The organism is Pseudomonas sp. MM213 (genome assembly GCF_020423045.1).
Lineage (GTDB): Bacteria > Pseudomonadota > Gammaproteobacteria > Pseudomonadales > Pseudomonadaceae > Aquipseudomonas > Aquipseudomonas migulae.
Map to the genome: position 1 here is coordinate 2,722,313 of NZ_CP081943.1, position 21,375 is coordinate 2,743,687.

23 protein-coding genes are annotated in these 21,375 nt (G+C 61.8%); 14 read left to right on the forward strand and 9 right to left on the reverse strand.

What is annotated here, in order from left to right; genetic code table 11:
* Positions 1-15 precede the first annotated feature (15 nt).
* Entirely contained in the window at positions 16-1,119 is a 1,104-nt protein-coding gene (locus K5R88_RS12315; protein WP_226300044.1) for a sigma-54 interaction domain-containing protein, read from the forward strand.
* On the opposite strand, the gene K5R88_RS12320 is transcribed toward K5R88_RS12315, so the two are convergent.
* On the reverse strand, positions 1,116-1,481 hold the full coding sequence (locus K5R88_RS12320) for an antibiotic biosynthesis monooxygenase (protein WP_192227828.1): 366 nt from the start codon (positions 1,479-1,481) through the stop codon (positions 1,116-1,118). The genes K5R88_RS12315 and K5R88_RS12320 overlap by 4 nt on opposite strands.
* 95 nt (positions 1,482-1,576) lie before the next feature.
* On the opposite strand from K5R88_RS12320, the gene soxR reads away from it, so the two are divergent.
* Positions 1,577-2,044 (forward strand): redox-sensitive transcriptional activator SoxR, encoded by a 468-nt coding sequence (soxR, locus tag K5R88_RS12325; protein ID WP_226300045.1) that lies wholly within the window; start codon positions 1,577-1,579, stop codon positions 2,042-2,044.
* A gap of 100 nt (positions 2,045-2,144) precedes the next feature.
* Here the strand turns inward: soxR and K5R88_RS12330 are convergent, their stop codons facing one another.
* The 3 genes from K5R88_RS12330 to K5R88_RS12340 all read right to left on the reverse strand — a co-directional run bounded on the left by K5R88_RS12330 (position 2,145) and on the right by K5R88_RS12340 (position 4,873).
* On the reverse strand, positions 2,145-2,915 hold the full coding sequence (locus K5R88_RS12330) for a MetQ/NlpA family ABC transporter substrate-binding protein (protein ID WP_008032622.1): 771 nt from the start codon (positions 2,913-2,915) through the stop codon (positions 2,145-2,147).
* Between the two features lie 75 nt (positions 2,916-2,990).
* Positions 2,991-3,656 (reverse strand): methionine ABC transporter permease, encoded by a 666-nt coding sequence (locus tag K5R88_RS12335; RefSeq protein WP_008032624.1) that lies wholly within the window; start codon positions 3,654-3,656, stop codon positions 2,991-2,993.
* Positions 3,657-3,658: 2 nt separating this feature from the next.
* Positions 3,659-4,873, reverse strand: coding sequence for an SfnB family sulfur acquisition oxidoreductase (locus tag K5R88_RS12340; protein ID WP_226300046.1), 1,215 nt, complete (start codon positions 4,871-4,873; stop codon positions 3,659-3,661).
* A gap of 267 nt (positions 4,874-5,140) precedes the next feature.
* Between K5R88_RS12340 and K5R88_RS12345 the strand changes: the two genes are divergently transcribed.
* The 4 genes from K5R88_RS12345 (at position 5,141) to K5R88_RS12360 (ending at position 9,052) form a co-directional block, all read left to right on the forward strand.
* Positions 5,141-5,599: a VOC family protein gene (locus K5R88_RS12345; protein WP_226300047.1), complete on the forward strand. Its 459-nt coding sequence runs from the start codon at positions 5,141-5,143 to the stop codon at positions 5,597-5,599.
* Positions 5,600-5,799: 200 nt separating this feature from the next.
* Positions 5,800-6,675: an alpha/beta fold hydrolase gene (locus K5R88_RS12350; protein ID WP_226300048.1), complete on the forward strand. Its 876-nt coding sequence runs from the start codon at positions 5,800-5,802 to the stop codon at positions 6,673-6,675.
* Between the two features lie 97 nt (positions 6,676-6,772).
* The gene (gene dctA / locus K5R88_RS12355) at positions 6,773-8,080 is read left to right on the forward strand and encodes a C4-dicarboxylate transporter DctA (RefSeq protein WP_192419407.1); all 1,308 of its coding nucleotides are present in this window, start codon (positions 6,773-6,775) and stop codon (positions 8,078-8,080) included.
* 21 nt (positions 8,081-8,101) lie between these two features.
* The gene (locus tag K5R88_RS12360; RefSeq protein ID WP_317848240.1) at positions 8,102-9,052 is read left to right on the forward strand and encodes a LysR substrate-binding domain-containing protein; all 951 of its coding nucleotides are present in this window, start codon (positions 8,102-8,104) and stop codon (positions 9,050-9,052) included.
* A 97-nt stretch (positions 9,053-9,149) separates the two neighbouring features.
* Here K5R88_RS12360 and leuD read toward each other — a convergent pair whose 3' ends face one another.
* Positions 9,150-9,761, reverse strand: a complete 612-nt coding sequence (gene leuD / locus K5R88_RS12365) for a 3-isopropylmalate dehydratase small subunit (protein WP_226300049.1) — start codon at positions 9,759-9,761, stop codon at positions 9,150-9,152.
* Positions 9,758-11,179, reverse strand: coding sequence for a 3-isopropylmalate dehydratase large subunit (leuC, locus tag K5R88_RS12370; protein WP_226300050.1), 1,422 nt, complete (start codon positions 11,177-11,179; stop codon positions 9,758-9,760). The genes leuD and leuC overlap by 4 nt, the downstream gene beginning before the upstream one ends.
* Positions 11,180-11,583: 404 nt before the next feature.
* Here leuC and K5R88_RS12375 point away from each other — a divergent pair, with 404 nt between their 5' ends.
* From K5R88_RS12375 to K5R88_RS12410, 8 genes are read left to right on the forward strand one after another with little or no spacing between them, the layout of a single operon-like run.
* The gene (locus K5R88_RS12375) at positions 11,584-12,786 is read left to right on the forward strand and encodes a PepSY-associated TM helix domain-containing protein (protein ID WP_226300051.1); all 1,203 of its coding nucleotides are present in this window, start codon (positions 11,584-11,586) and stop codon (positions 12,784-12,786) included.
* Positions 12,783-13,325 (forward strand): hypothetical protein, encoded by a 543-nt coding sequence (locus K5R88_RS12380; RefSeq protein ID WP_008032641.1) that lies wholly within the window; start codon positions 12,783-12,785, stop codon positions 13,323-13,325. Before K5R88_RS12375 ends, K5R88_RS12380 begins: the two co-directional genes overlap by 4 nt.
* Positions 13,322-13,651: a hypothetical protein gene (locus tag K5R88_RS12385; protein WP_008032642.1), complete on the forward strand. Its 330-nt coding sequence runs from the start codon at positions 13,322-13,324 to the stop codon at positions 13,649-13,651. The genes K5R88_RS12380 and K5R88_RS12385 overlap by 4 nt, the downstream gene beginning before the upstream one ends.
* The gene (locus tag K5R88_RS12390) at positions 13,648-14,220 is read left to right on the forward strand and encodes a DUF6162 family protein (RefSeq protein ID WP_226300052.1); all 573 of its coding nucleotides are present in this window, start codon (positions 13,648-13,650) and stop codon (positions 14,218-14,220) included. Before K5R88_RS12385 ends, K5R88_RS12390 begins: the two co-directional genes overlap by 4 nt.
* Positions 14,221-14,255: 35 nt before the next feature.
* Entirely contained in the window at positions 14,256-15,182 is a 927-nt protein-coding gene (locus K5R88_RS12395; protein WP_192227839.1) for a metal ABC transporter substrate-binding protein, read from the forward strand.
* Positions 15,179-16,015, forward strand: a complete 837-nt coding sequence (locus K5R88_RS12400) for a metal ABC transporter ATP-binding protein (RefSeq protein ID WP_226300053.1) — start codon at positions 15,179-15,181, stop codon at positions 16,013-16,015. Before K5R88_RS12395 ends, K5R88_RS12400 begins: the two co-directional genes overlap by 4 nt.
* A complete protein-coding gene (locus tag K5R88_RS12405) occupies positions 16,015-16,914 on the forward strand; it encodes a metal ABC transporter permease (protein ID WP_003226663.1) in 900 nt (299 codons plus the stop codon). The genes K5R88_RS12400 and K5R88_RS12405 overlap by 1 nt, the downstream gene beginning before the upstream one ends.
* On the forward strand, positions 16,915-17,817 hold the full coding sequence (locus K5R88_RS12410; RefSeq protein WP_226300054.1) for a metal ABC transporter substrate-binding protein: 903 nt from the start codon (positions 16,915-16,917) through the stop codon (positions 17,815-17,817).
* A 1,127-nt stretch (positions 17,818-18,944) separates the two neighbouring features.
* Here K5R88_RS12410 and K5R88_RS12415 read toward each other — a convergent pair.
* The 3 genes from K5R88_RS12415 to K5R88_RS12425 all read right to left on the reverse strand — a co-directional run bounded on the left by K5R88_RS12415 (position 18,945) and on the right by K5R88_RS12425 (position 21,230).
* Entirely contained in the window at positions 18,945-19,172 is a 228-nt protein-coding gene (locus tag K5R88_RS12415; protein ID WP_008033724.1) for an MbtH family protein, read from the reverse strand.
* 82 nt (positions 19,173-19,254) lie between these two features.
* Positions 19,255-20,667 (reverse strand): aspartate aminotransferase family protein, encoded by a 1,413-nt coding sequence (locus K5R88_RS12420; RefSeq protein ID WP_226300055.1) that lies wholly within the window; start codon positions 20,665-20,667, stop codon positions 19,255-19,257.
* Positions 20,668-20,744: 77 nt separating this feature from the next.
* Positions 20,745-21,230, reverse strand: a complete 486-nt coding sequence (locus K5R88_RS12425; protein WP_226300056.1) for a GNAT family N-acetyltransferase — start codon at positions 21,228-21,230, stop codon at positions 20,745-20,747.
* Positions 21,231-21,375: the final 145 nt, after the last annotated feature.

The window sequence follows — 21,375 nt, forward strand, 5'->3', positions numbered from 1 at the left end:
ATGGAGCCTGCCCCCATGCAACTGCTGACCTTACCACCCTCGCCCGCCCTGGCCACGTCGATCCGCGCCACCGCGCAAGTGTTCGAAGACCCGAAATCCCAGGCCTTGCTCGCGCATTTGCAACAGGTCGCGCCGAGTGAAGCCAGCGTGCTGATCATCGGCGAAACCGGCACCGGCAAGGAGCTGGTGGCGCGGCATATCCACAACCTCAGCGCCCGGCGAAACCGCCCGTTCGTGGCGGTGAACTGCGGCGCATTCTCCGAATCCCTGGTCGAGGCCGAATTGTTCGGCCACGAAAAAGGTGCGTTCACCGGCGCCTTGAGCGCCAAGGCCGGCTGGTTCGAAGAGGCCGACGGCGGCACCTTGTTCCTCGATGAAATCGGTGATCTGCCGATGGCGATTCAGGTGAAGTTGCTGCGGGTGTTGCAGGAGCGCGAAGTGGTGCGCCTGGGTTCGCGCAAAAGCATTCCAATCAACGTGCGCGTGCTGGCGGCGACCAACGTGCAACTGGAAAAAGCCATCAACGCCGGGCATTTCCGCGAGGACCTGTATTACCGCCTCGACGTGGTCAGCCTGGAACTGAGCCCGCTGCGTGATCGCCCCGGCGACATCCTGCCGCTGACCCGGCACTTCGTCGAAGCCTACAGTCAGCGCCTCGGCTACGGCTCCATCACCATCAGCAAGGAAGCCGAGCTGAAACTGCGCAGTTACAGTTGGCCGGGCAACATCCGCGAACTGGAAAACGTCATTCACCACACCTTGCTGATCTGCCGTAACGGCGTGATCGAGCGCGATGACCTGCGCTTGTCGAACATGCGCATCGAGCGTCAGGACGACTATCACAGCCAGCTCGACGATTCACCGGAAGCCTTGCTCGACCGCGCGTTTCAAAAGCTGTTCGAGGAACAGGCCGGCGCGCTGCACGAGAAAGTCGAGGACGCCTTGCTGCGCGCGGCTTACCGTTTCAGCCATTACAACCAGGTGCACACCGCCGCGCTGCTGGGCTTGAGCCGCAACGTCACACGCACGCGCCTGATCAAGATCGGTGAGCTGGCGGTGAACAAGCGCCGGCCCACGGAAAACGTGCAGGGCGAGCGCTTGATGCAGCTGTCGATTTAGCTCACTAGATTGCAATGCAGCGCGTTGTCGTGGCTGCGTTCCAGGCTGTGCAGCACCTGGAACGAGCCGAACGTCACGGTTTTCGCCTGATGGGCGCGGATCAGTTGCCAGAAATCCTGCTCGCCGCTTTCAAAACCCTGAAACGCGGCTTCCCCCGCCTCCCGCGATTGCCATTGCAGGTAATTGAGCACCCGCCGGCCATCGTCGCTGGCCTGGATGCTCGCACTGAGAAAACCGCTGTAACGCTGGGCCAGGCGTTCGGTCTGTAACGACAGCGCCGACACCAGGGCGGCCTGTTGATGGGGTTCGATCTCGAATTCGATCAATTGGGTGAAGCTGCGATTTTTCTCTGGCGCTTGCATGAAGAGTCCCCACTGACGTGTAAGCCGGATCTTGCGATCCGAAGGCCTGCAGGGTAAAACCTCGAGTTAACTAGAGGTCAAGGGACATTTTTCACATGATCACCTCGCAACAACTGCATAAAGAGCTCACCGTCGGCCAGGTCGCCGCCCGCAGCGGCGTGGCGGTCACGGCGCTGCATTTTTATGAAGCCAGGGGGTTGATCAAAAGCACGCGCAATCAGGGCAACCAGCGGCGCTATCCGCGTGAAGTGTTGCGGCGGGTGGCGTTGATCAAAGTGGCGCAGCGCTTGGGGATTCCGCTGGCGGAGATTGGCGAGGCGTTGAAAACCCTGCCGGATAACCGCGCGCCGACGGCGGCGGACTGGAAGGTGTTGTCGGCGCAATGGCGCCGGGAGCTGGATGAGCGAATCAATCAGCTGACCTTGCTGCGGGATACGCTCAACGGCTGTATTGGCTGTGGGTGTTTGTCGATGGAGGCGTGTCCGTTGCGTAATTTTGGTGATGTGTTGGGGGATCGGGGGCCGGGGGCGCAGCTGTTGGAATCGTCGGCAGATCCGAAATAGCGGTGCGGCCTTCGCGGGCAAGCCTCGCTCCTACAAAAGCATCGCCGTACCTGTAGGAGCGAGGCTTGCCCGCGAAGGCGTCCTCAAGAATGGCTGGAGATCAGAACCCCGGCGCAATCTGCCCTTTGTAGCGGGTCAAGATGAACTGCCGCACTTCATCGGAATTCAACGCCTTGGCCAGTTTCTGCAAACCCGGGTCGTTGATGTTGTCCGGGCGGGCCACCAGGAATTCGATGTACAGGCTCTTGCCCTTCTCGACGATCAACGCGCTGTTGGTGTCGATCCCCGCTTCCAGTGCGTAGTTGGCGAACACGAACGCCAGGTCCACCTGACTCACCGAACGCGCCAGCAACGCACCTTCCAATTCACGAATTTTCAAATGCTTCGGGTTTTCGGCGATGTCGCGCTGAGTCGCCAGGGTGTTGCTCGGGTCCTTGAGTTTGATCAGCCCGGCTTCGTGCAGCAGCACCAGTGCGCGACCAGTGTTCACCGGGTCGTTGGGGATGGAAACGGTGGCGCCATCCTTCAGTTCGGCGATGTTTTTGATCTTGGTCGAATAGGCCCCGAACGGTTCGATGTGCACACCGACCACCGGCACCAGATCGGTGTGACGGGTCTTGTTGTAGTCATCGAGAAACGGCCGGTACTGGTAATAGTTGGCGTCGAGGTTCTTCAGGGCAAGCTGCTGGTTGGGCTGGATGAAGTCAGTGAAGACCTTGATGTCCAGATCCACGCCTTCCTTGGCCAGGGTGGGTTTGACGAACTCGAGGATCTCCGCGTGCGGCACCGGCGTGGCGCCGACGGTGAGTTTTTCGTTGGCGTGAACGCTCAACGACACAAGGGCAGCCAGAATGGCCAGGGTCTTTTTCATGTTGTGCTCCTAGGCAGATTGAGTGGCCGTCGTGGGGCGGACGTGAGGCCTGAGTTTTTTTGTTGAGTCGAATGTTTATCGTCGGCTGTAGCGCGCCACCAATCGGTCGCCGGTCATTTGCAGGGCCTGGACCAGGATCAGCAAAAGCACCACGGTGACCACCATCACGTCGGTCTGGAATCGCTGGTAGCCGTAGCGGATCGCCAGGTCGCCCAGGCCACCGCCACCAATCACCCCGGCCATCGCCGTGTAATCCACCAGCACGATGGCGGTGACAGTGACCGCCGCCAGCAACCCGCCGCGAGCCTCGGGCAACAAGGTGTGGCGGATGATTTGCCAGGTGGTGCCGCCCATGGCCTGGGTCGCCTCCACGACGCCGCGATCGACTTCGCGCAAGGCGGTTTCCACCAGCCGCGCGAAGAACGGCGTGCAGCCAACCACCAGCGGCGGAATGGTCCCCGGCACGCCCAGCGAAGTGCCGACCAGCAGCGTTGTCAGCGGAATCAACACAATCAGCAAAATGATGAACGGCAGCGAACGCAGCATGTTCACGATCACCGACAACACCCGGTAAACGCCGATGGCTTCGTGCAACTGGCGCTTACCGGTGAGGAACAGCACCACCCCCAGCGGCAACCCCAGCAGCACAGTAAAACCGAGGGCGGCGCCAAGCATGCTCAAGGTATCGAGACAGGCCTGGCCAATGTCCGCCCAGTAAATGTTTTTGAACCATTCGGCCATGATCAGGACCAGTCGTGACGCGGCGGTTTGACGCCGTTGAGCAGCCAGTTGCCGACCACGTGGTATTTCCAGCGCACCGGGTCATGCAGGGTGTGCACCCGCGCGTTGCGCCAGTGCCGGTCGAAGTTGTGCTTCTTCAGGGTCGAACGGGTGCCGCCGAGTTCGAACAGTTTGTTGGTGGCTTCGATGGCGATTTCGGTGGTCAGCACTTTGGCTTTGGCCACCGCGAGGGACGCTCGGGCGACGTTGTCTTCATTGGGTGCCGGGCGCGCCGCATCCAGCGCCCAACCGGCGCGTTCCAGCAAGGCTTCGGCAGCTTCCAGGCGAATCTCCAGGCCACCGACCTGAATGATGGTCAGCGGATCTTCACTGGCCTTTTCAACACCCGCATCAATCCATGGCCGGGCGAATTGCTGCACGAAGGCGATGGTGTCACGCAGCGCTGCGCGGGCGATGCCGGCGTCGATGGCGGCGGTGGTCAATTGCGCGAACGGGCCGGCCAGAGTCGGGCTTTCATAGGAACGATACGTCGGGAACACGTTGAATGCCGGGACGTGCAGATCCTCGGCCAGCACCGTGCCGCTGGAGGTAGTGCGCTGACCGATGCTGTCCCAGTCGTCGATGATCACCAGCCCTGGGGTGCCGCGTTCGACGAAGGACAACTGGCCCCTCTGCTCTTCATCCAGCGCCAACACCGCCAGCCAGTGGGCGTAAAGCGAACCGGTGCAATAACCCTTGCGACCGTTGATCACATGCCCGTCGCCATAACGGCGAATGGTCGCCTGAATGTCCTGCACGTTTTTGCCGCCGGTTTCCGACAACGCATTGGCAAAGCGATGACCTTGCAGCGCCAGGCCGAAAAAATGTGCCTGCTGCTCGGGCGTGCCTTGCAGGCGGATATCTTCCAGCAGGCAATAGTGGTTTTGCGGGATCTGCCCCAGGGACGGATCGGCCGCCGAGATGATCGCGATGACCTGCGCCAGCACCGCGTAGGACACCTGCGCGCCACCAAACTCCTTTGGCACGCTGATGCCCCACAAGCCACTGTTGGAATACAGGTCGACGATCTCGGCGGGCACCTGGCGCGTACGGTCGCGCTCGGCGTCCTGCTCCAGCAAGACCGCGGCGACGCGCTCGGCCACACGCAAGGCTTCGGCTTCATCGGCGATCCGATGGGCGGCCGGCGGGTTGATCGGATAAACGGCAGATTCAGGCATACAAGTCTCTCGGCAACAGTGTTTACCGGAGGACATTGCAGCTTCTGTGCCTGACCGCCCGGCCCTGTGTTTTCGGGCAGTTTCGGGGGTTTTCAACGGTTATTCAGTGAGAAACCCGAGCATTCTGCTGCTTCACTGTTTATGGCCGAACAGTGGCGCTGCTGCTCGTCGGGCACTCGGATGCGTAAAAGGTGCTGGCCTATAGTTATCCGGTCGGAAACCGGCGAAGGACTACCTTCAATTCAACAATAGACAGGGAGAATAGCCATGAGCGTCAAACCCATTCCAGAGGGTTATCACAGCATCACCCCTTATCTGGGCATTCAAAAAGCGGCCGAAGCCATCGAGTTCTACAAGAAAGCTTTCGGCGCGACCGAAGTCATGCGTCTGTCCATGCCCGACGGCAGCATCGGCCACGCCGAACTGCGCATCGGCGACTGCCCGATCATGCTCGGCACGCCGTGTGATCAGGGGCCGTTGAGCAATCCGGACAAGTCACCGTCCGTGGGCTTGCACCTGTATGTGAATGATGTGGACAAGTCCTACAAACAAGCGATTGCGGCGGGCGCCACGGTGGTGTCCGAGGTCAAGGATCAGTTTTACGGCGACCGTTCGGGGACGTTGAAAGATCCGTATGGGCATTTGTGGTTTCTGGCCACGCGTAAGGAGGATTTGACCCAGGCGCAGATTGAGCAGCGGGCAAAGGAGATGTTCAATCAGGGTTGAGATTTTCTGTGAATATCAGGGCCTCTTCGCGGGCAAGCCTCGCTCCTACAGGTCCGGTTGTGCTTTTGTAGGAGCGAGGCTTGCCCGCGAAGGCGGCCTCCGAGACAACACACTTCATGAACAAGCGCACCACGCTTTGCGCCTTGCCGTAGCCGCCGAACAATTTCAGGATGCAGGCAACTACAACAAGGAGTCATCCCATGTTCGCCGGATTCCTCAAAGACCAGCGCCACGTCAACGGTGTGGACATTGCCTACCGCATCGGCGGCAGCGGGCCGGGCCTGCTGTTGCTGCACGGTCACCCGCAGACCCACGTCATCTGGCACAAGGTTGCCGAACAACTGGCCGCACACTTCACCGTAGTCGCCGCCGACCTGCGCGGTTACGGCGACAGCGGTAAACCGCTGGCCAACGACCACCACACCAACTACTCCAAACGGGAAATGGCCAAGGACAGCATCGAGCTGATGAAGTCCCTGGGCTTCGAGCAGTTCTCGGTGCTCGCACACGACCGTGGCGCCCGGGTTGCCCATCGCCTGGCGCTGGATCATCCGCAGACCGTGCAACGCATGGTGTTGCTCGATATCGCGCCGACGCTGTCGATGTACACGCAAACCAATGAAGCCTTTGCCCGCGCCTATTGGCACTGGTTCTTCCTGATCCGCCCCGCTCCGTTGCCGGAAACCCTGATCGAGGCCGATCCCGAATCCTATCTGCGCAGCGTGATGGGCAGTCGCAGTGCCGGGCTCAAACCGTTCACTGCCGAGGCCTTTGGCGAATACCTGCGCTGCCTGAAACAGCCGGGCACCGCACGCGGGATCTGCGAGGACTACCGGGCCAGCGCCAGCATCGATCTGGATCACGACCGCGCCGACATCGACGCCGGCCGTCATCTGAACTTGCCGCTGCTGGTGCTGTGGGGTGCCGAAGGCACGGTCGGCCGCTGCTTCGAACCGCTCAAGGAATGGCAACACGTGGCCACCGACGTGCGCGGCAAAGCGCTGCCCGCCGGCCATTACATCGCCGAAGAAGCCCCCGAGCTGCTGCTCGCCGAAGTCCTGGCTTTCCTGCGCTGACAGCCGCGCCGTACTGATCTGAATCCACTTTCCGCCGCAGGCCGTCACGGGCCTGCGCGGGATCGTCATGCCCAAAAACCGTCTCGAGATAATAAAAATGACCATCAAGAAACTGCTGGGAACCCTCTACGTGCAAGTGCTCATCGCCATCGCGCTGGGCATTGTGATCGGCCATTCCTGGCCGCAGATCGGCATCGACCTCAAGCCGTTGGGTGACGGTTTCATCAAGCTGATCAAGATGATCATCGGCCCGATCATCTTCTGCACGGTGGTCTCCGGAATCACCAGCATGCACGACGTGAAACAGGTCGGCCGGGTCGGTGGCAAGGCGCTGCTGTACTTCGAAATCGTCTCCAGCCTTGCGCTGTTGATCGGCCTGCTGGCGGCGCATGCGCTGCATCCGGGCGCGGGGTTCAACATTGATGTGAAGACGCTGGATTCGTCGGCGATTGCCGGTTTTGTCGGTCAGGCCGAACACGGCGAAGGCATCACCGGTTTTTTGCTGCACGTGATTCCGACGACTTTTTTTGATGCCTTCTCCAAGGGTGAAATCCTGCCCGTGCTGTTCGTCTCGGTGCTGTTCGGCATTGCGCTGGTGATGGTCGGTGAAAAGGGCCGGCCACTGGTGAACGTGATCAATCAGGCCAGCGAAGTGTTCTTCCGCATCGTCGGCATCATCAGCCGTGTCGCACCGATCGGGGCGTTTGGCGCGATTGCGTTCACCATCGGCAAGTACGGCCTCGGCTCGTTGCTGCCGCTGTTGAAGCTGATTGGCACGTTCTACCTGACCGCGCTGATTTTCATTGCGTGCGTGCTCGGCAGCATTGCCCGTTATGCCGGCTTCAGCATTTTCAAACTGCTGGCGTACATCAAGGCCGAACTGTTGATCGTACTGGGCACCAGCTCTTCGGAATCGGCACTGCCGCAGCTGATCCAGAAACTCGAAAGCCTGGGCGCCTCCAAAGGCGTGGTGGGGATTGTCGTGCCGACTGGCTACACCTTCAACCTGGACGGCACCAACATTTACATGACGCTGGCGGTGCTGTTTTTGGCCCAGGCGACCAACATTGACTTGAGCCTGGAGCAGCAACTGACCTTGCTGGCCGTGGCGATGCTCACCTCCAAAGGCGCGGGCGCGGTGGTCGGCGCGGGGTTCGTGGCGCTGGCGGCGAGCCTGGCCGTAGTGCCGACCGTGCCGGTGGCGGCGATGGTGCTGATCCTCGGTGTCGACCGTTTCATGGCCGAATGCCGATCCCTGACCAACATCATCGGCAACGCCGTTGCAGCGCTGGTGGTGGCCGCCTGGGAAGGTGAACTGGACCGCAGCAAGATGGCGCCGATCGCCCTCAAACGCGGGCGCCACGCTCGGGCGGCAGCGGCGGCGGCCAAGCTGTCTGCTGAGTAAGTCGGCGTTCACACCGATGCTATGCTGGCGGCTCATGCCGCCAGTGCCCGTTCTGTCATGACCACCAAGAAAGACACCGTGCCCCTGCCCGAAGACCTGCGTGTATTACTTACCGTCATTCGTAAAAGCGGTTTCGCCGCCGCAGCGGATGAACTGGGCCTGTCGCCCGCCTACGTCAGCAAACGCATCCAGATTCTCGAAACCACCCTCGGCACGCGCCTGCTGCACCGCACCAGCCGCCGCATCGCCCTGACCGAAGACGGTGAACGTGTGCAGCGCTGGGCGTTGCGGATTCTCGATGATTTCCAGCAACTGCACGACGAACTCTCCGACGCCCACGACAGCCCTCGCGGGCGTCTGCATTTGTGCAGCAGTTTCGGCTTCGGGCGCAATCACGTGGCGCCGGCCCTGTCACTGCTGGCCGAACGTTACCCGGACCTGGAGATTCGCCTCGACCTGTTTGATCGGGTGGTGGACATCGTCAACGAAGGGTTCGACCTGGAGATCCGTGTCGGCGATGACATCCCCGGCCAGCACATCGGCCGGCGGCTGGTGAGCAATCGGCGGGTGTTGTGCGCGGCGCCCGGTTATCTGCAACGCCACGGCACGCCGCAGACGCTGGGCGATCTGGAGCAGCATCATTGCCTGGTGATCAAGGAGCGCGACAACGCCTTTGGCATCTGGAACCTGGAGCACGACGGTGCCCAGGAGAGTGTGCGGGTCAGCGGACCGTTGTCGTCCAATAACGGCGAGATTGTCTTGCAGTGGGCACTGGATGGGCGCGGGGTGTTGTTGCGGTCACTGTGGGATGTGAAGCCGTTGCTGGAGCAGGGGCGATTGGTGCAGGTGCTGCCCGGATACACCCAGAGCGCCAACGTCTGGGCGGTGTACCCGACGCGGCTGGCGTACTCGGGGAAGTTGCGCGCGTGTGTGGAGTTTTTGCAGGAGCATTTCAAAGGGTTGTCGGTTTGATTTGCGGTGTATGGGCGGGCCTCTTCGCGGGCAAGCCTCGCTCCTACAGGTGCGACTCAATCCCCTGTAGGAGCGAGGCTTGCCCGCGAAGGCGATTTCAGCTCAGCCAGGGGTTGGCGGTCAGGTGTTGGTGTTCGAAGGCTTTGATTTGTTCGCTGCGCTGCAAGGTGCTGCCGATGGCGTCGAGGCCCAGCACCAGCGCGGTTTTGCGCAGGGTGTCGATTTCGAATGGGATGACCTCGCCTTGAAGACGAATCTGCTGCGTTTCCAGATCAACGCTGATCAGCGCCGTTTCTGGCTGACTGACCACTTGCCCGAGCCGCTGCAACACGGACTCATCCAGCGTAATCAGCAGCACCCCGTTACGCTGGCAGTTGTCATAAAAAATCCCCGCAAAACTGCTGCCGATCAGCGCGCGGATGCCCATCTGCTTTAATCCCCAGACCGCATGTTCGCGGCTCGATCCGCAGCCGAAATTCGGCCCGACCACCATGAAACTCGCGCCCTGCCATGCCGGTTGATTGAGCACGAACTCAGGGTTGGGCTGGCCGTCAGGCAAAAAACGCAGATCAAAAAACAAACCCCGATCCAGCCCGGAACGGTCGATGCCCTTGAGAAACTGTTTGGGCATGATCACATCGGTGTCGATGTTGGCCGCCAGCATTGGCGCGGCTTTACCGCTGACTTGAGTGAAGGGTTGCAGGCTCATGCGCGGGCTCCAAAATGACGGATGTCGGTCAAGCGGCCAGTGATCGCCGCCGCAGCGACCATCGCCGGGCTCATCAGGTGCGTACGGGCACCGGCGCCCTGGCGGCCTTCGAAATTGCGGTTGGTGCTGGAGGCGCAGCGGTCGCCCGGCGCCAGCACGTCGTCGTTCATCGCCAGGCACATCGAGCAGCCGGACTGGCGCCACTCGAAACCGGCGTCGATAAAAATCGCCGCCAGGCCTTCGGCTTCGGCTTGATCGCGCACTTCGGTGGAGCCCGGCACGATCATCGCCCGCACGTGTTCGGCGACGTGTTTGCCGCGCACCACGCTGGCAGCGTCGCGCAGGTCTTCGATGCGGGCGTTGGTGCAGGAGCCGATAAACGCGTGGCTGATGACGATGTCACTCAGCGGCATGCCCGCTTCGAGGCCCATGTAAGTCAGGGCGCGGCGCATGTCCTGGCGCAGGATCAGGTCGCTGATGTCTTGCGGGTCCGGCACGCGGGCGCCGATCGGCGAGGCCTGATCCGGGCTGGTGCCCCAGGTGACCATCGGCTCCAGCGCGCTGGCGTCCAGCGACACTTCACGGTCGAACAGTGCGTCGGCATCGCTGTGCAAGGCGCGCCATGTCTGCACCGCTTGCTCCCACAGCGCACCTTTGGGCGCGCGGGGTTTGTCCTTGAGGTAGGCGAACACTTTGTCGTCCGGCGCCATGAACGCACCCCGCGCGCCCGCCTCCACCGCCATGTTGCAGATGGTCATGCGCGCTTCGACGCTCAGTGCATCGATGGTCGAACCGCGAAACTCGATGGCGTAGCCCGTGGCTCCGGACGCGCCGATCCGGCCGATCAGCGCCATGATCACATCCTTGGATGTCAGCCCCGGCGCCAGCTCACCGTCCACCGTCACGCGCAGGGTTTTCAAGCGTTTGTAGACCAGGGTCTGGGACGCCAGCAGGTGCTCGATCTCCGACGTGCCGATGCCGAAACCGAATGCGCCGAGGGCGCCATAGGTGGTGGTGTGGCTGTCGCCTGCGGCAATCACCATGCCCGGCAGGATGAACCCCTGCTCCGGGGCGATGACGTGCTCGATACCCTGGCGTTTGTCGAGGATGTCGAGCAATTCGATGCCGAAGTCCCGGCAGTTTTCCGCCAGGTACGACACTTGCCGCGCACCGCCGGCGTCCGGCATCGCCGCAATGCGGTTGGGTGCCGTGGGGTTGACGTGATCGACCACCGCCAGCGCGGTGCCGGGGCGCCAGACCCCGCGCTTGGCCTCGCGCAAACCGCTGAAGGCCTGGGGGCTGGTGTATTCGTTGATGACTTGGCGGTCGATGTACAACAGGACGTGGCCCTGGTCATCGAGGCGACACACCGTGTGGGAATCGATGTGTTTGTCATAAAGGGTTCTTGCTGAAGTCATGGGGATATTCGCTCAGGCTCGCGGGTTTCAGGCGTCTGCGCCCCATCTTAGGCAGTCGCCCGGCCCCATCAATGGCCGGAGAGTGATCCCTTGGAACATGGTTCGTGTTGGATCAAGGCACACCCGCAACCTGTAGGAGCAAGCTTGCTCGCGATGGCGGTGTATCAGTCGCCATAAGGGTGACAGACACGGCCCCATCGCGAGCAAGCTTGCTCCTACAGGGTTTTGCGTTCGCAGGAATACGAAACATTTACTTTCATATCGAGGTTCGGGATTTCTGATTCTCATTCGTCTTATATAGATGCAGGCGGTTCGCGTAGGCAAAAGCCACGACCGCACTTTTCATGGACCCCACGCTGGGAAGCCCGCAGCAGAGGCCCTCTCATCGATACAAGACCTTAATCATGTCGAAGAAATCCCGCTCAAAACTCTGGTTTCTGGTCCATAGCTGGCTGGCCCTGCCCATCTGGTTTTTTGTGCTGATCGTCTGTGTGACCGGCACGCTGGCGGTGATCAGCCAGGAAATCGTCTGGCTGGCCAACCCGCAAATGCGCGCCAGCCAACCTTCCGATGATGCGCCGCTGTTGAGCTATGACCAGCTCATCGCCGCGATCAAGCAGGCCGAGCCGCAGATCCTGGTCGAAAGCATCAGCCGACCTGACGAAACGCATTTCGCCCTGGACGTGGAAGTGACCTACCCCGACGGCCGTTCGGTGGTGGTCTACGTCAACCCGTACAGCGGCGTGATCCAGGGCACGGCTCCGCAATTCAACTTCAGGGCCTTCACCCGCGCCTTGCACGGTTGGTGGCTGGTGCCGTTCACCAATGGCTACAGCTGGGGCTGGTACCTGGTGTCGTTTCTCAGCCTGCCGCTGCTGGCTTCGCTGATTACCGGGCTGGTGGTCTACAAGAAGTTCTGGAAAGGGTTTCTGCGACCGACCCTGCGCCTGCGTCACGGCGCGCGGATTTTCTGGGGCGACTTTCACCGCCTCAGCGGCATCTGGTCGATCTGGTTCATCGCGGTGATTTCCGTCACCAGCACCTGGTTCCTGATCGAAGCGTTCATGTTCGATAACCAGATTACGATTTCCACCGCCCCGGTGGCGCCGGTGGTCCCGCGTGAGAGCGTGCCCCTCACCGCCGACGGCTCACCGGCACCGATGATCAGCCTGGAAACGGCAATCCGTGAAGCGAAGGCACGCATTCCCGGCCTCGAAGACAGCTTCATCAGCCTGCCCGCCAATGCCTACAGTTACCTCTCGGTGGGCGGCCGCAGCTGGTATCCGCTGATGTTCCAGACTGCCGAAATCAACCCGTACACCGGCGACGTCGCCGTCACCCGCCTGCTCTCGGACCGCTCGGGGCTGGAGCTGGTGACCGAATCGATGCGGCCACTGCACACCGGCGATTTCGGCGGGCTCTGGATCAAGCTGATCTGGTTCTTCTTCGGCCTGCTCCTGAGCATGATGGTCCTCAGCGGCCTGCTGATCTGGACCAAGCGCACTGCGTTGGCCACCGCTAACGCCCTCAAGCGCAGCAACAAACGTCCTCGCGCTGCCGATGCCACTCATGTCACGAGCCACGACACCACGGAGGTCAGCCAATGAGCCTGTTCGCCGCCGAAAAACCGGGGTCCAGACTGAGCCGCTTCTGGCACAAATGGCGCTTCCACATCAACGTTTTGCTGTTGCTGGTGCCGCTGGGTTTCATGCCCAAGTACTTTGCCGATGCCGCGCTGTTTCGCGGGGACACTGGCCTGGGTGAGCGGGAAATCGGTGAAGTTCAGGTCGGGCCGTGGAGCCTGCGCCTGGCAGAACTTCGCAACGAAGCACCGCGGCCCGATGGCCCGGCCGGTTACATGAAGAGTTTCAACGCGGCGCTGTGCGACAGCTGCCGCGAGCAGGTCAAGGCGACTTACCTGCGCATCGGCAAACCGCGCAGCCTGCGCGCCGCCGGGGTGATTTTCTTCGGCACGCCCTACCGCATGGGCGCCATGCTGCCGATCCCGGAAAAGACCAAGGCCGACGCCGAGCTGTGGATCACCATGGAAGGCTGGGACGGCGCGATGCATCAAGCGTCCATCCCGCTGAGCCAGGCATCCCCCGCCACCCTCGAGTGGCTGAACAAACAAGGAGGCAAACCATGAGCAATGCATTTCGCCCTCTCCACGCCGTGTTGCTGGTGCTGTGCGCCGGCTTCAGCGCCAGCGCCCTGGCCCACAACCCGATGTGCGAGTGCAAGGCCATCGACGCCGAGCAGATCCAGTGCACCGGCGGTTTCTCCGACGGCAGCGGTGCACCGGGCGTGACCCTGGATGTGATCGGCTACGACGAAACCATCCTGGTGCCGGGCAAGCTCGGTGCCGATTCCAAACTGACCTTCAAGAAGCCCAGCGCCGAATTTTATGTGCTGTTCGATGCCGGTCCCGGCCACGTCGTCGAGATCGACCAAGCGGACATCCAGGCCCCATGAGTACGCCAACTACCCATGTCGTCCGCCCGGCCGGTGCCGGCCATGAAACCCTGTATGTGTTGCTGCTGTGCTTGCTGATCCTGGCGGTCGCCGGTTCGGTGGTCGCCTGGCGCCACGAATCCCAGGAAATCAGCACCGTCAGCAGCCATCAACTGGATGCCCGTCGCGACCTCAGCGCCTCCGAGCAAGGCATCTACGCCGACCTGCGGGTGACGCTGGACGAGATTCACCTGCTGCGTCAGGAACAGCAAACCCTGCCGACACCTGAAGCCCTGGCGGACGAAGGTTTTGCGCCGTTTGCCCAGGACGCCAGTTCCGTCAGCCGTGGCGCTCATGCCTGGCAATTGCTCGACGCCAAGGCGTATTTCGGCCAGAGCCAGTCGTCCGCCGTGGCCGGTTCGTTTCTGATGCGCCTGACCGCCGACAACGATGCGCCAGACATCTGGCTCAACCGTGCCGCCGACCTCAAAGCCCCGGCCGACGTCACGGACGCCGCGCTCGAAAGCGCCGGCTGGCAGCAGATCGTCGCGCAATTCGATGCCGGCGTGACCCGCCAGCACCGGCACTGAACCCTCGCCTTCACCCGAGAGAAGACCGCTTTCCCATGCCTATTTCATCTCAACGTTCATTCTTGCGGCCGCTGCTGATCGGCCTGCTTGCCTTGCTGCTGACGCCACTGGCCAGCGCCGACGAAGCCAAGCGCCTGCGCATCGGCATCACCCTGCACCCTTATTACAGCTACGTGGCCAACATCGTCGGCGACAAGGCTGAAGTGGTGCCGCTGATTCCGGCCGGCTTCAACCCGCATGCCTACGAGCCCCGCGCCGAAGACATCAAGCGCATCAGCGGGCTGGACGTGATCGTGCTCAACGGCGTCGGCCATGACGACTTCGCCGACCGCATGATCGCCGCCAGCGAAACGCCGAACGTGGCCGTGATCGAAGCCAACGAAAACGTACCGCTGCTGGCCGCCACCGGTGTTGCCGCGCGCGGTGCCGGCAAAGTCGTTAACCCGCACACTTTCCTGTCGATCAGCGCCTCCATTGCCCAGGTCAACAACATCGCCCGGGAACTCGGCAAGCTCGACCCGGCCAACGCCAAGACCTACACCCAAAACGCCCGCGCCTACGGCAAACGCCTGCGGCAGATGCGCGCCGACGCCCTGGCGAAACTGACCCAGGCGCCGAACGCCGAACTGCGGGTGGCCACGGTTCACGCGGCTTACGACTACCTGCTGCGAGAATTTGGCCTGGAAGTGACCGCCGTGGTCGAACCGGCGCACGGCATCGAGCCGAGCCCGAGCCAGCTGAAAAAGACCATCGATCAACTGCGCGAACTGGACGTGAAAGTGATTTTCTCGGAGATGGATTTCCCGTCCACCTACGTCGACACCATCCAGCGTGAATCCGGGGTGAAGCTGTACCCGCTGTCGCACATTTCCTATGGCGAATACACCGCCGACAAGTATGAAAAGGAAATGACCGGCAACCTCAACACCGTGGTCCGGGCTATTCAGGAGTCTGGGCAATGACCGCTAAAGAAACACTCAGCGAATCCCCGGTGGGAGCGAGCCTGCTCGAGAAGGCGTCGAGTCAGCCGACATCATCGTTGAATGACACACCGCTATCGCCGGCAAGCCGGCTCCTACAGGTTTCCGGGCCAACCTTGGATTTTGCGGAGGTCAGTTTGACGCTGGGCCGCACGACGATCCTTGACCAGGTCACCTTCCAGGTTCAGCCCGGCAGCGTGCATGCACTGGTCGGTCCCAATGGTGGCGGCAAGAGTTCGCTGATCAAGACCCTGCTCGGGCAGATGCCGCATCAGGGTCGCTTGAGCCTGCAATGGCCCGGCGACCCCGGCACCATCGGCTACGTGCCGCAAGCGCTGGAGTTTGATCGCGGCTTGCCGATGACCGTCGACGATTTCATGGCCGCCATGTGCCAGCGACGCCCGGCGTTCCTCGGGTTGAGCAAGCATTACGCGGCAGCGATTGGCGAAGCGCTTGAGCGGGTAGGCATGCAGGACAAGCGCAAGCGGCGCATGGGCGCCTTGTCCGGCGGCGAGCGTCAGCGCGTGTTGCTTGCACAGGGACTGATCCCGGCGCCGCAATTACTGGTACTCGATGAGCCGATGTCGGCCCTCGATGAGGCGGGCATTCAGGTGTTCGAACGGTTGCTGGGTGACTGGCGTCAGAGCGGGATCACCGTGCTGTGGATCGAGCATGATCTGGAAGCGGTCGGGCGTCTGGCGGATCGCGTCACCGGGCTCAATCGCCGGGTACTGTTCGATGCCACGCCGAAACAGGCGCTGACCCCGGAACGTTTGCTGACCCTGTTCTCGACCCATCCACGGAGCGCTGTCTGATGAGTTACGAAGCCTTTCGCTTGATGGTTCAGGGTTGGGCGTCTTCGGGTTATCTGCCTGAGGCGCTGGCGTATGGATTTGTGGTCAACGCGCTGCTCGCCGGTTTGCTGATCGGCCCGGTGCTGGGCGGTCTGGGTACGCTGGTGGTGGTCAAGCGCTTCGCGTTTTTCTCCGAAGCGGTGGGTCACGCGGCGCTGACTGGCGTGGCCATCGGCATTCTGCTCGGCGAACCCTACACCGGGCCCTATGGCAGCTTGTTCGGTTACTGCCTGTTATTCGGCATTTTGCTCAACTACCTGCGCAACCGTACGGGCCTGGCGCCAGATACCTTGATCGGTGTGTTCCTGTCGGTGTCGCTGGCACTGGGCGCGAGCCTGCTGTTGATTCTGGCGGGCAAGATCAACGTGCACATCCTGGAGAACGTGCTGTTCGGTTCTGTGTTGACTGTCAACGGCAATGACTTGCTGGTGCTGGCCATCGTCGGTTCGCTGGTGATGGCGCTGGCCTTGCCGCTGTACAACCGCATCATGCTCGCCAGTTTCAACCCGCAACTGGCGGCGGTGCGTGGTGTGGCGGTGAAGACCCTGGATTACCTGTTCGTGATTCTGGTGACGCTGATCACCGTGGCGGCAGTGAAAGTCATCGGTGCGATTCTGGTGGGTGCGCTGTTGGTGATTCCGGCAGCGGCAGCGCGGTTGCTCAGCCAGTCGCTCAAGGGATTCTTCTGGTGCTCGGTACTGATCGCCACGGTCAGCACGCTGTGCGGGATTCTTGCGCCGATTGTGTTCGACCTGCCGATCCCGTCCGGCGCCGCGATCATTCTGGTGGCCGGTATCGCCTTCGCCCTCGCCGCCATTGCGCGCGGCGTCGTCCCCAGCCTGAAAGGGAACCTCGGATAAATGTCATTTTCTCTGCGTCAACTGACCCTGGCCGTCGCCCTGTGCGGGCTGGTCAATACCTCGTTTGCGGCGGACAGCGCCAAACCGTTGCATGTGCTGGCGTCCTTGCCGATCACTTATGGTCTGGGCGAAGTACTGCTCAAGGGCACCAACGTCAACCTTGAACGCGCAGCGCCGGCGAACCTGCCTGGCAGTCGTCAGACGGCTTACTTCACCGGGCGCGGCGCGCCGGCATTGGCGAAACTGGCAACGGACGCCGATGCGGTGATTGGTCTGCGTTCGTTGTGGGCGGATGATCCGCTGTACCCGATCGCCCGGCGCAGCAATATTCGTATCGTCGAAGTCGACGCCGCGCGCCCGGTGGACGGCGCCCTGCCCGGCATCGCCGTGCAGCCGGGCAACAAGGTCGATGGCTTGAACAGTCAGCCGTGGTTTTCCAGCAACAACATGGGGCGCATGGCGGATGTGATGGCGGCGGATCTGGTGCGCCTTGCACCTGCGGCAAAGCCTGTGATCGAGGCCAACCTTGCGACATTGAAACAGCGCTTGCTCAAGTTCAGCGCCGACAGCGAAGCGCGGCTGGCCAGTGCTGACAATCTGAGCGTGATGAGCCTGAGCGATCACTTTGGTTACCTGATTGGCGGGCTCAATCTGGAACTGATCGGTATCGATGCGCGGCCTGACGCCGAGTGGACACCGGAGGCGCTGAAGCAATTGGGTGTGACGCTCAAGGACAATGACGTGGCGGTGGTGTTGCATCATCGGCAGCCGTCGGACGCGGTGAAAGCGGTGATTGCCGAGGCCGGGAGTCGGTTGGTCGTTTTGAGTGTGGACGCGGCAGACCCGGTGGCTGACCTGGAGGGGAATGTGGATTTGGTGATCAAGGGGTTGAGTGGGGTTTAGCGTCGGCTGGACCGCATGATCATTCTCTACGGTGGGCGTTAGACAAATCCCCTGTAGGAGCTGGCTTGCTGGCGATGGCGGCCTGATAGCCGACCATTTTCTTTCAGGTGTACATATCCATTCCTGCGGTAACGGCTGATATTGGTTTCGCCCTTACGGCGAGTCACTTGGAAGAGCCCCAAGTAACCAAGGGCTCTTGCCCCTTTCGTTCGGTGCCTCGCCTAGGCTCGCCATACCCTCGCTCCGGTCCTGCTCCGTGGGCCCGCCGCCATCGGCCATCCATGGCCGGGGGCGGCTAACCCGGCATCCATGCCGGGTTGCCCACTGCGCAGAACCTCCACTCGGCCTCTCGAGGGGGCGCTCAGATCAAAAGCGGAAGGCGAGCTAACGCTCGGCCTGATGAGTGGTGGAAAGCAAAAGCGTACGCAGATCTCCTGTAGGAGCCGGCTTGCCGGCGAAAAACGTCTAGGCGACGCGTTCATTCAGACGCCCCGCGTTATCGTTGACGTCCATCGCCGGCAAGCCAGCTCCTACAATTTTGAATCGTGTGAACCCAATCCCCGTGTAGGAGCCGGCTTGCTGGCGATGGCGTCCGTTCAGTCAACAAACAGGTGTCTGACCCACCGCTATCGCCAGCAAGCCGGCTCCTACAGGGGGATGCGTACGATCAAAGAGCCAGGTCGGCTGGCAGGCCGCCTCGCTTTGGCTTTTGATTTTGCTTTGGCTTTTGATCTGCCCCGTCGGGAGGCCGAGTGGAGGTTCTGCGCAGTGGGCACCGCGGCAAGGATGCCGCGGTAGCCGCCCCCGGCCATGGATGGCCGATGGCGGCGGGCCCACGGAGCAGGACCGGAGCGAGGGAACCCTGAGCCTAGGCGAAGGGCCGTACGTCAGGGGCAAAGCCTTTTGGTTCCTTTTTGGCGTTTGAAAAAGGGACTCGCCGTAAGGGCGAAACCATCAGCGGCCGTTACCGCAGGAATGGATATGTACACCCTCAAAAAAGGCGCCTGATACACAGCCATCGCCAGCAAGCCGGCTCCTACAGGTTCCGCGCTCGACGCCACAACATGCAGACGCAAAAAAGCCCGCTGACCTTCTCGGTCCAGCGGGCTTCTCTTTGTGCGAAGACTTCAGTGAGCCACAGCCGCCTGCTCTTCCATCTTCTTGCGCAAACTCAGCGGACGCATATCGGTCCAGGTTTCTTCGATGTAAGCCAGGCATTCCTTTTTCAGGCCACTCTTGCCCACGGTGCGCCAGCCCTCCGGCACGGCCTTGTAGTCGGGCCAGATCGAGTACTGCTCTTCGTGGTTGACCACGACCTGAAAGAGGATGTCCTCGCGGTCGAATACTGACGTCATGGTGTCTCTCCATCGCTGTAAGGGTGGGCTGCACTGCGTGCGCAGCCGTTATGTAGAAAGAACGTTGCGGGGCCCGGAAAATTTAGAGGCTGGCAGTGGCCGCAACCATCGCCCGGCCAAAAACCTCCGCCACCCGATCGATTTCCGCAGCGGTAATCACCAGCGGCGGCAGGAAACGCACCACACCGCCATGCCGACCGCCCAGCTCAAGAATCAACCCACGCTTGAGGCATTCACGCTGCACCAGCGGCGCCAGTCGAGCGAAGATCGGTGGATGACCTTGCACATCCGGCACGCCGGTCGGGTCAACCAGTTCGACGCCAAGCATCAAGCCACGACCGCGAATATCGCCCAGTTGCGGAAAGTCCCGCTGAAGAATGCGCAAGTGTTCGCTCAAGCGCTCGCCCATGGCCGCAGCGTGTTCGCAAACCTTGTGCTCGGTCAGGTAACGCATCACCGCAGAGCCTGCCGCCATGGCCATTTGATTGCCACGGAAGGTCCCGGCATGCGCGCCCGGCAACCAAGTGTCGAGCCAGTCGCGATACACCACCACCGCCAGCGGCAAGCTACCGCCGATGGCCTTGGACATCACCACCACGTCCGGGATGATCCCGGCGTGCTCGAAAGCAAACATCTTGCCGGTGCGGGCGAAACCGCTCTGGATTTCGTCGACGATCAACGCCACACCCGCCTTTTCGGTGATGCGACGCAGACCACGCAACCAATCGAGATCGGCCGGGATCACCCCGCCCTCGCCCTGAACGGCCTCGACAATCACTGCCGCCGGCAATTGCACTCCAGCCTCGGGATCGTTCAACAGGTTTTCCAGGTAGTTCAGGTTGACCTGCACGCCTTGCGCGCCGCCGAGGCCGAACGGGCAACGGTAATCGTAGGGATACGGCATGAACTGCACGCCACTGCTGAGCAATGCGCCCAACGGTTTTTTCGGCCCCAGGCTGCCCATCAGACTCAGCGCGCCTTGGCTCATGCCGTGATAACCGCCCTGGAACGACAGCACGGTGCTGCGCCCGGTGGCGGTGCGCACCAGTTTCAGCGCGGCTTCCACGGCGTCGGTGCCGGTCGGGCCGCAGAACTGGATTTTTGCTTGCGCAGCCAAGGCTGGCGGCAGCAGACCGAACAGGTCCTGGACGAATTGATCCTTGACCGGGGTGGTCAGGTCGAGGGTGTGCAGCGGCAGTTCATCGGTCAGCACTTGCTGGATCGCTTCGATCACCACCGGATGGTTATGCCCCAGGGCCAGCGTTCCGGCGCCGGCAAGGCAGTCGATGAAGCTGCGGCCCTCGACGTCTTCGACATAAATGCCCTTCGCGCGCTTGAGTGCCAGGGGAATGCGTCGCGGGTAGCTGCGGGCATTCGACTCCTGCTGGCTCTGACGCGCCAGCAATGGCGATTCGTTGAACTGATAAAGCGTTTCGGCCGGCGCCGGAGCGATCCGGGCCGACTGATCTTCCATAAGGCTGGTAGCGACTGACATCTCTCGACCCCTCAATAAGGTTTTCCTGTTCTGGAAACGCATCAGGGCGCCGAGGATTTAGACCCTTGCCCGGCTTTCTATGAAGGCGGGGTCAGGCCCTTGTGCATGGGGATGGCGCGAAGCCCGGCTACGGTGAAGGTTTCGGCACAGGGCTGATAACCCAGATGCCGGTAAAAGGCTTCACTGGTCCGGGTGCTGTTGAGTCGAACCTGAGCCAGCCCGTTATCGATCAGCCAGCCTTCAAGGTCGCGCACCAGCGCTTGCCCGACGCCACGACGAAACCATTCCGGCTGCACGTAACAGAACGCAAGCTTGCCGCTGATCGCCGCCATCGCGACGCCGACCGGTTTGTCCCGCAACAGGGCGATGTTCAGGTACAGCCGTTGGTCGGTCAGCCACGGTTGAATGTGTTCGACGGTTTTGTTGTGGGTCCAGGTGGCGACGGTTTGCGGGTCGTTGCGATGATCAAGCGCGCAGCCGACGCGGATGGAACGCTCGACGATCCGGCTGATGATACCGGCGTCGGCGGGGGTTGCCTTGCAGATGTGTAGGGGGGTTTCCATGGCGCTGTAACCTCAATCCATTGAGAAAAAGCTACCGGGGACGATAGCGCTGGTGGCCGTCGAAATGCCAATGGCGAGACGTTACATTTGATGTGCAACACACCCCCTGTAGGAGCAGAGCTTGCTCGCGAAGACGTCCGTACAG

Coding starts and splice junctions, on each gene's coding strand:
- leuC (WP_226300050.1), bottom strand. CDS start 11,179: ATGACTTCAGCAAGAACCCTTTATGACAAACACATCGATTCCCACACG.
- K5R88_RS12410 (WP_226300054.1), top strand. CDS start 16,915: ATGTCATTTTCTCTGCGTCAACTGACCCTGGCCGTCGCCCTGTGCGGG.
- K5R88_RS12420 (WP_226300055.1), bottom strand. CDS start 20,667: ATGTCAGTCGCTACCAGCCTTATGGAAGATCAGTCGGCCCGGATCGCT.
- K5R88_RS12330 (WP_008032622.1), bottom strand. CDS start 2,915: ATGAAAAAGACCCTGGCCATTCTGGCTGCCCTTGTGTCGTTGAGCGTT.
- K5R88_RS12340 (WP_226300046.1), bottom strand. CDS start 4,873: ATGCCTGAATCTGCCGTTTATCCGATCAACCCGCCGGCCGCCCATCGG.
- dctA (WP_192419407.1), top strand. CDS start 6,773: ATGACCATCAAGAAACTGCTGGGAACCCTCTACGTGCAAGTGCTCATC.
- soxR (WP_226300045.1), top strand. CDS start 1,577: ATGATCACCTCGCAACAACTGCATAAAGAGCTCACCGTCGGCCAGGTC.
- K5R88_RS12390 (WP_226300052.1), top strand. CDS start 13,648: ATGAGTACGCCAACTACCCATGTCGTCCGCCCGGCCGGTGCCGGCCAT.
- K5R88_RS12395 (WP_192227839.1), top strand. CDS start 14,256: ATGCCTATTTCATCTCAACGTTCATTCTTGCGGCCGCTGCTGATCGGC.
- K5R88_RS12380 (WP_008032641.1), top strand. CDS start 12,783: ATGAGCCTGTTCGCCGCCGAAAAACCGGGGTCCAGACTGAGCCGCTTC.
- K5R88_RS12385 (WP_008032642.1), top strand. CDS start 13,322: ATGAGCAATGCATTTCGCCCTCTCCACGCCGTGTTGCTGGTGCTGTGC.
- K5R88_RS12360 (WP_317848240.1), top strand. CDS start 8,102: ATGCTGGCGGCTCATGCCGCCAGTGCCCGTTCTGTCATGACCACCAAG.
- K5R88_RS12320 (WP_192227828.1), bottom strand. CDS start 1,481: ATGCAAGCGCCAGAGAAAAATCGCAGCTTCACCCAATTGATCGAATTC.
- leuD (WP_226300049.1), bottom strand. CDS start 9,761: ATGAGCCTGCAACCCTTCACTCAAGTCAGCGGTAAAGCCGCGCCAATG.
- K5R88_RS12425 (WP_226300056.1), bottom strand. CDS start 21,230: ATGGAAACCCCCCTACACATCTGCAAGGCAACCCCCGCCGACGCCGGT.
- K5R88_RS12350 (WP_226300048.1), top strand. CDS start 5,800: ATGTTCGCCGGATTCCTCAAAGACCAGCGCCACGTCAACGGTGTGGAC.
- K5R88_RS12375 (WP_226300051.1), top strand. CDS start 11,584: ATGTCGAAGAAATCCCGCTCAAAACTCTGGTTTCTGGTCCATAGCTGG.
- K5R88_RS12315 (WP_226300044.1), top strand. CDS start 16: ATGCAACTGCTGACCTTACCACCCTCGCCCGCCCTGGCCACGTCGATC.
- K5R88_RS12400 (WP_226300053.1), top strand. CDS start 15,179: ATGACCGCTAAAGAAACACTCAGCGAATCCCCGGTGGGAGCGAGCCTG.
- K5R88_RS12415 (WP_008033724.1), bottom strand. CDS start 19,172: ATGACGTCAGTATTCGACCGCGAGGACATCCTCTTTCAGGTCGTGGTC.
- K5R88_RS12345 (WP_226300047.1), top strand. CDS start 5,141: ATGAGCGTCAAACCCATTCCAGAGGGTTATCACAGCATCACCCCTTAT.
- K5R88_RS12405 (WP_003226663.1), top strand. CDS start 16,015: ATGAGTTACGAAGCCTTTCGCTTGATGGTTCAGGGTTGGGCGTCTTCG.
- K5R88_RS12335 (WP_008032624.1), bottom strand. CDS start 3,656: ATGGCCGAATGGTTCAAAAACATTTACTGGGCGGACATTGGCCAGGCC.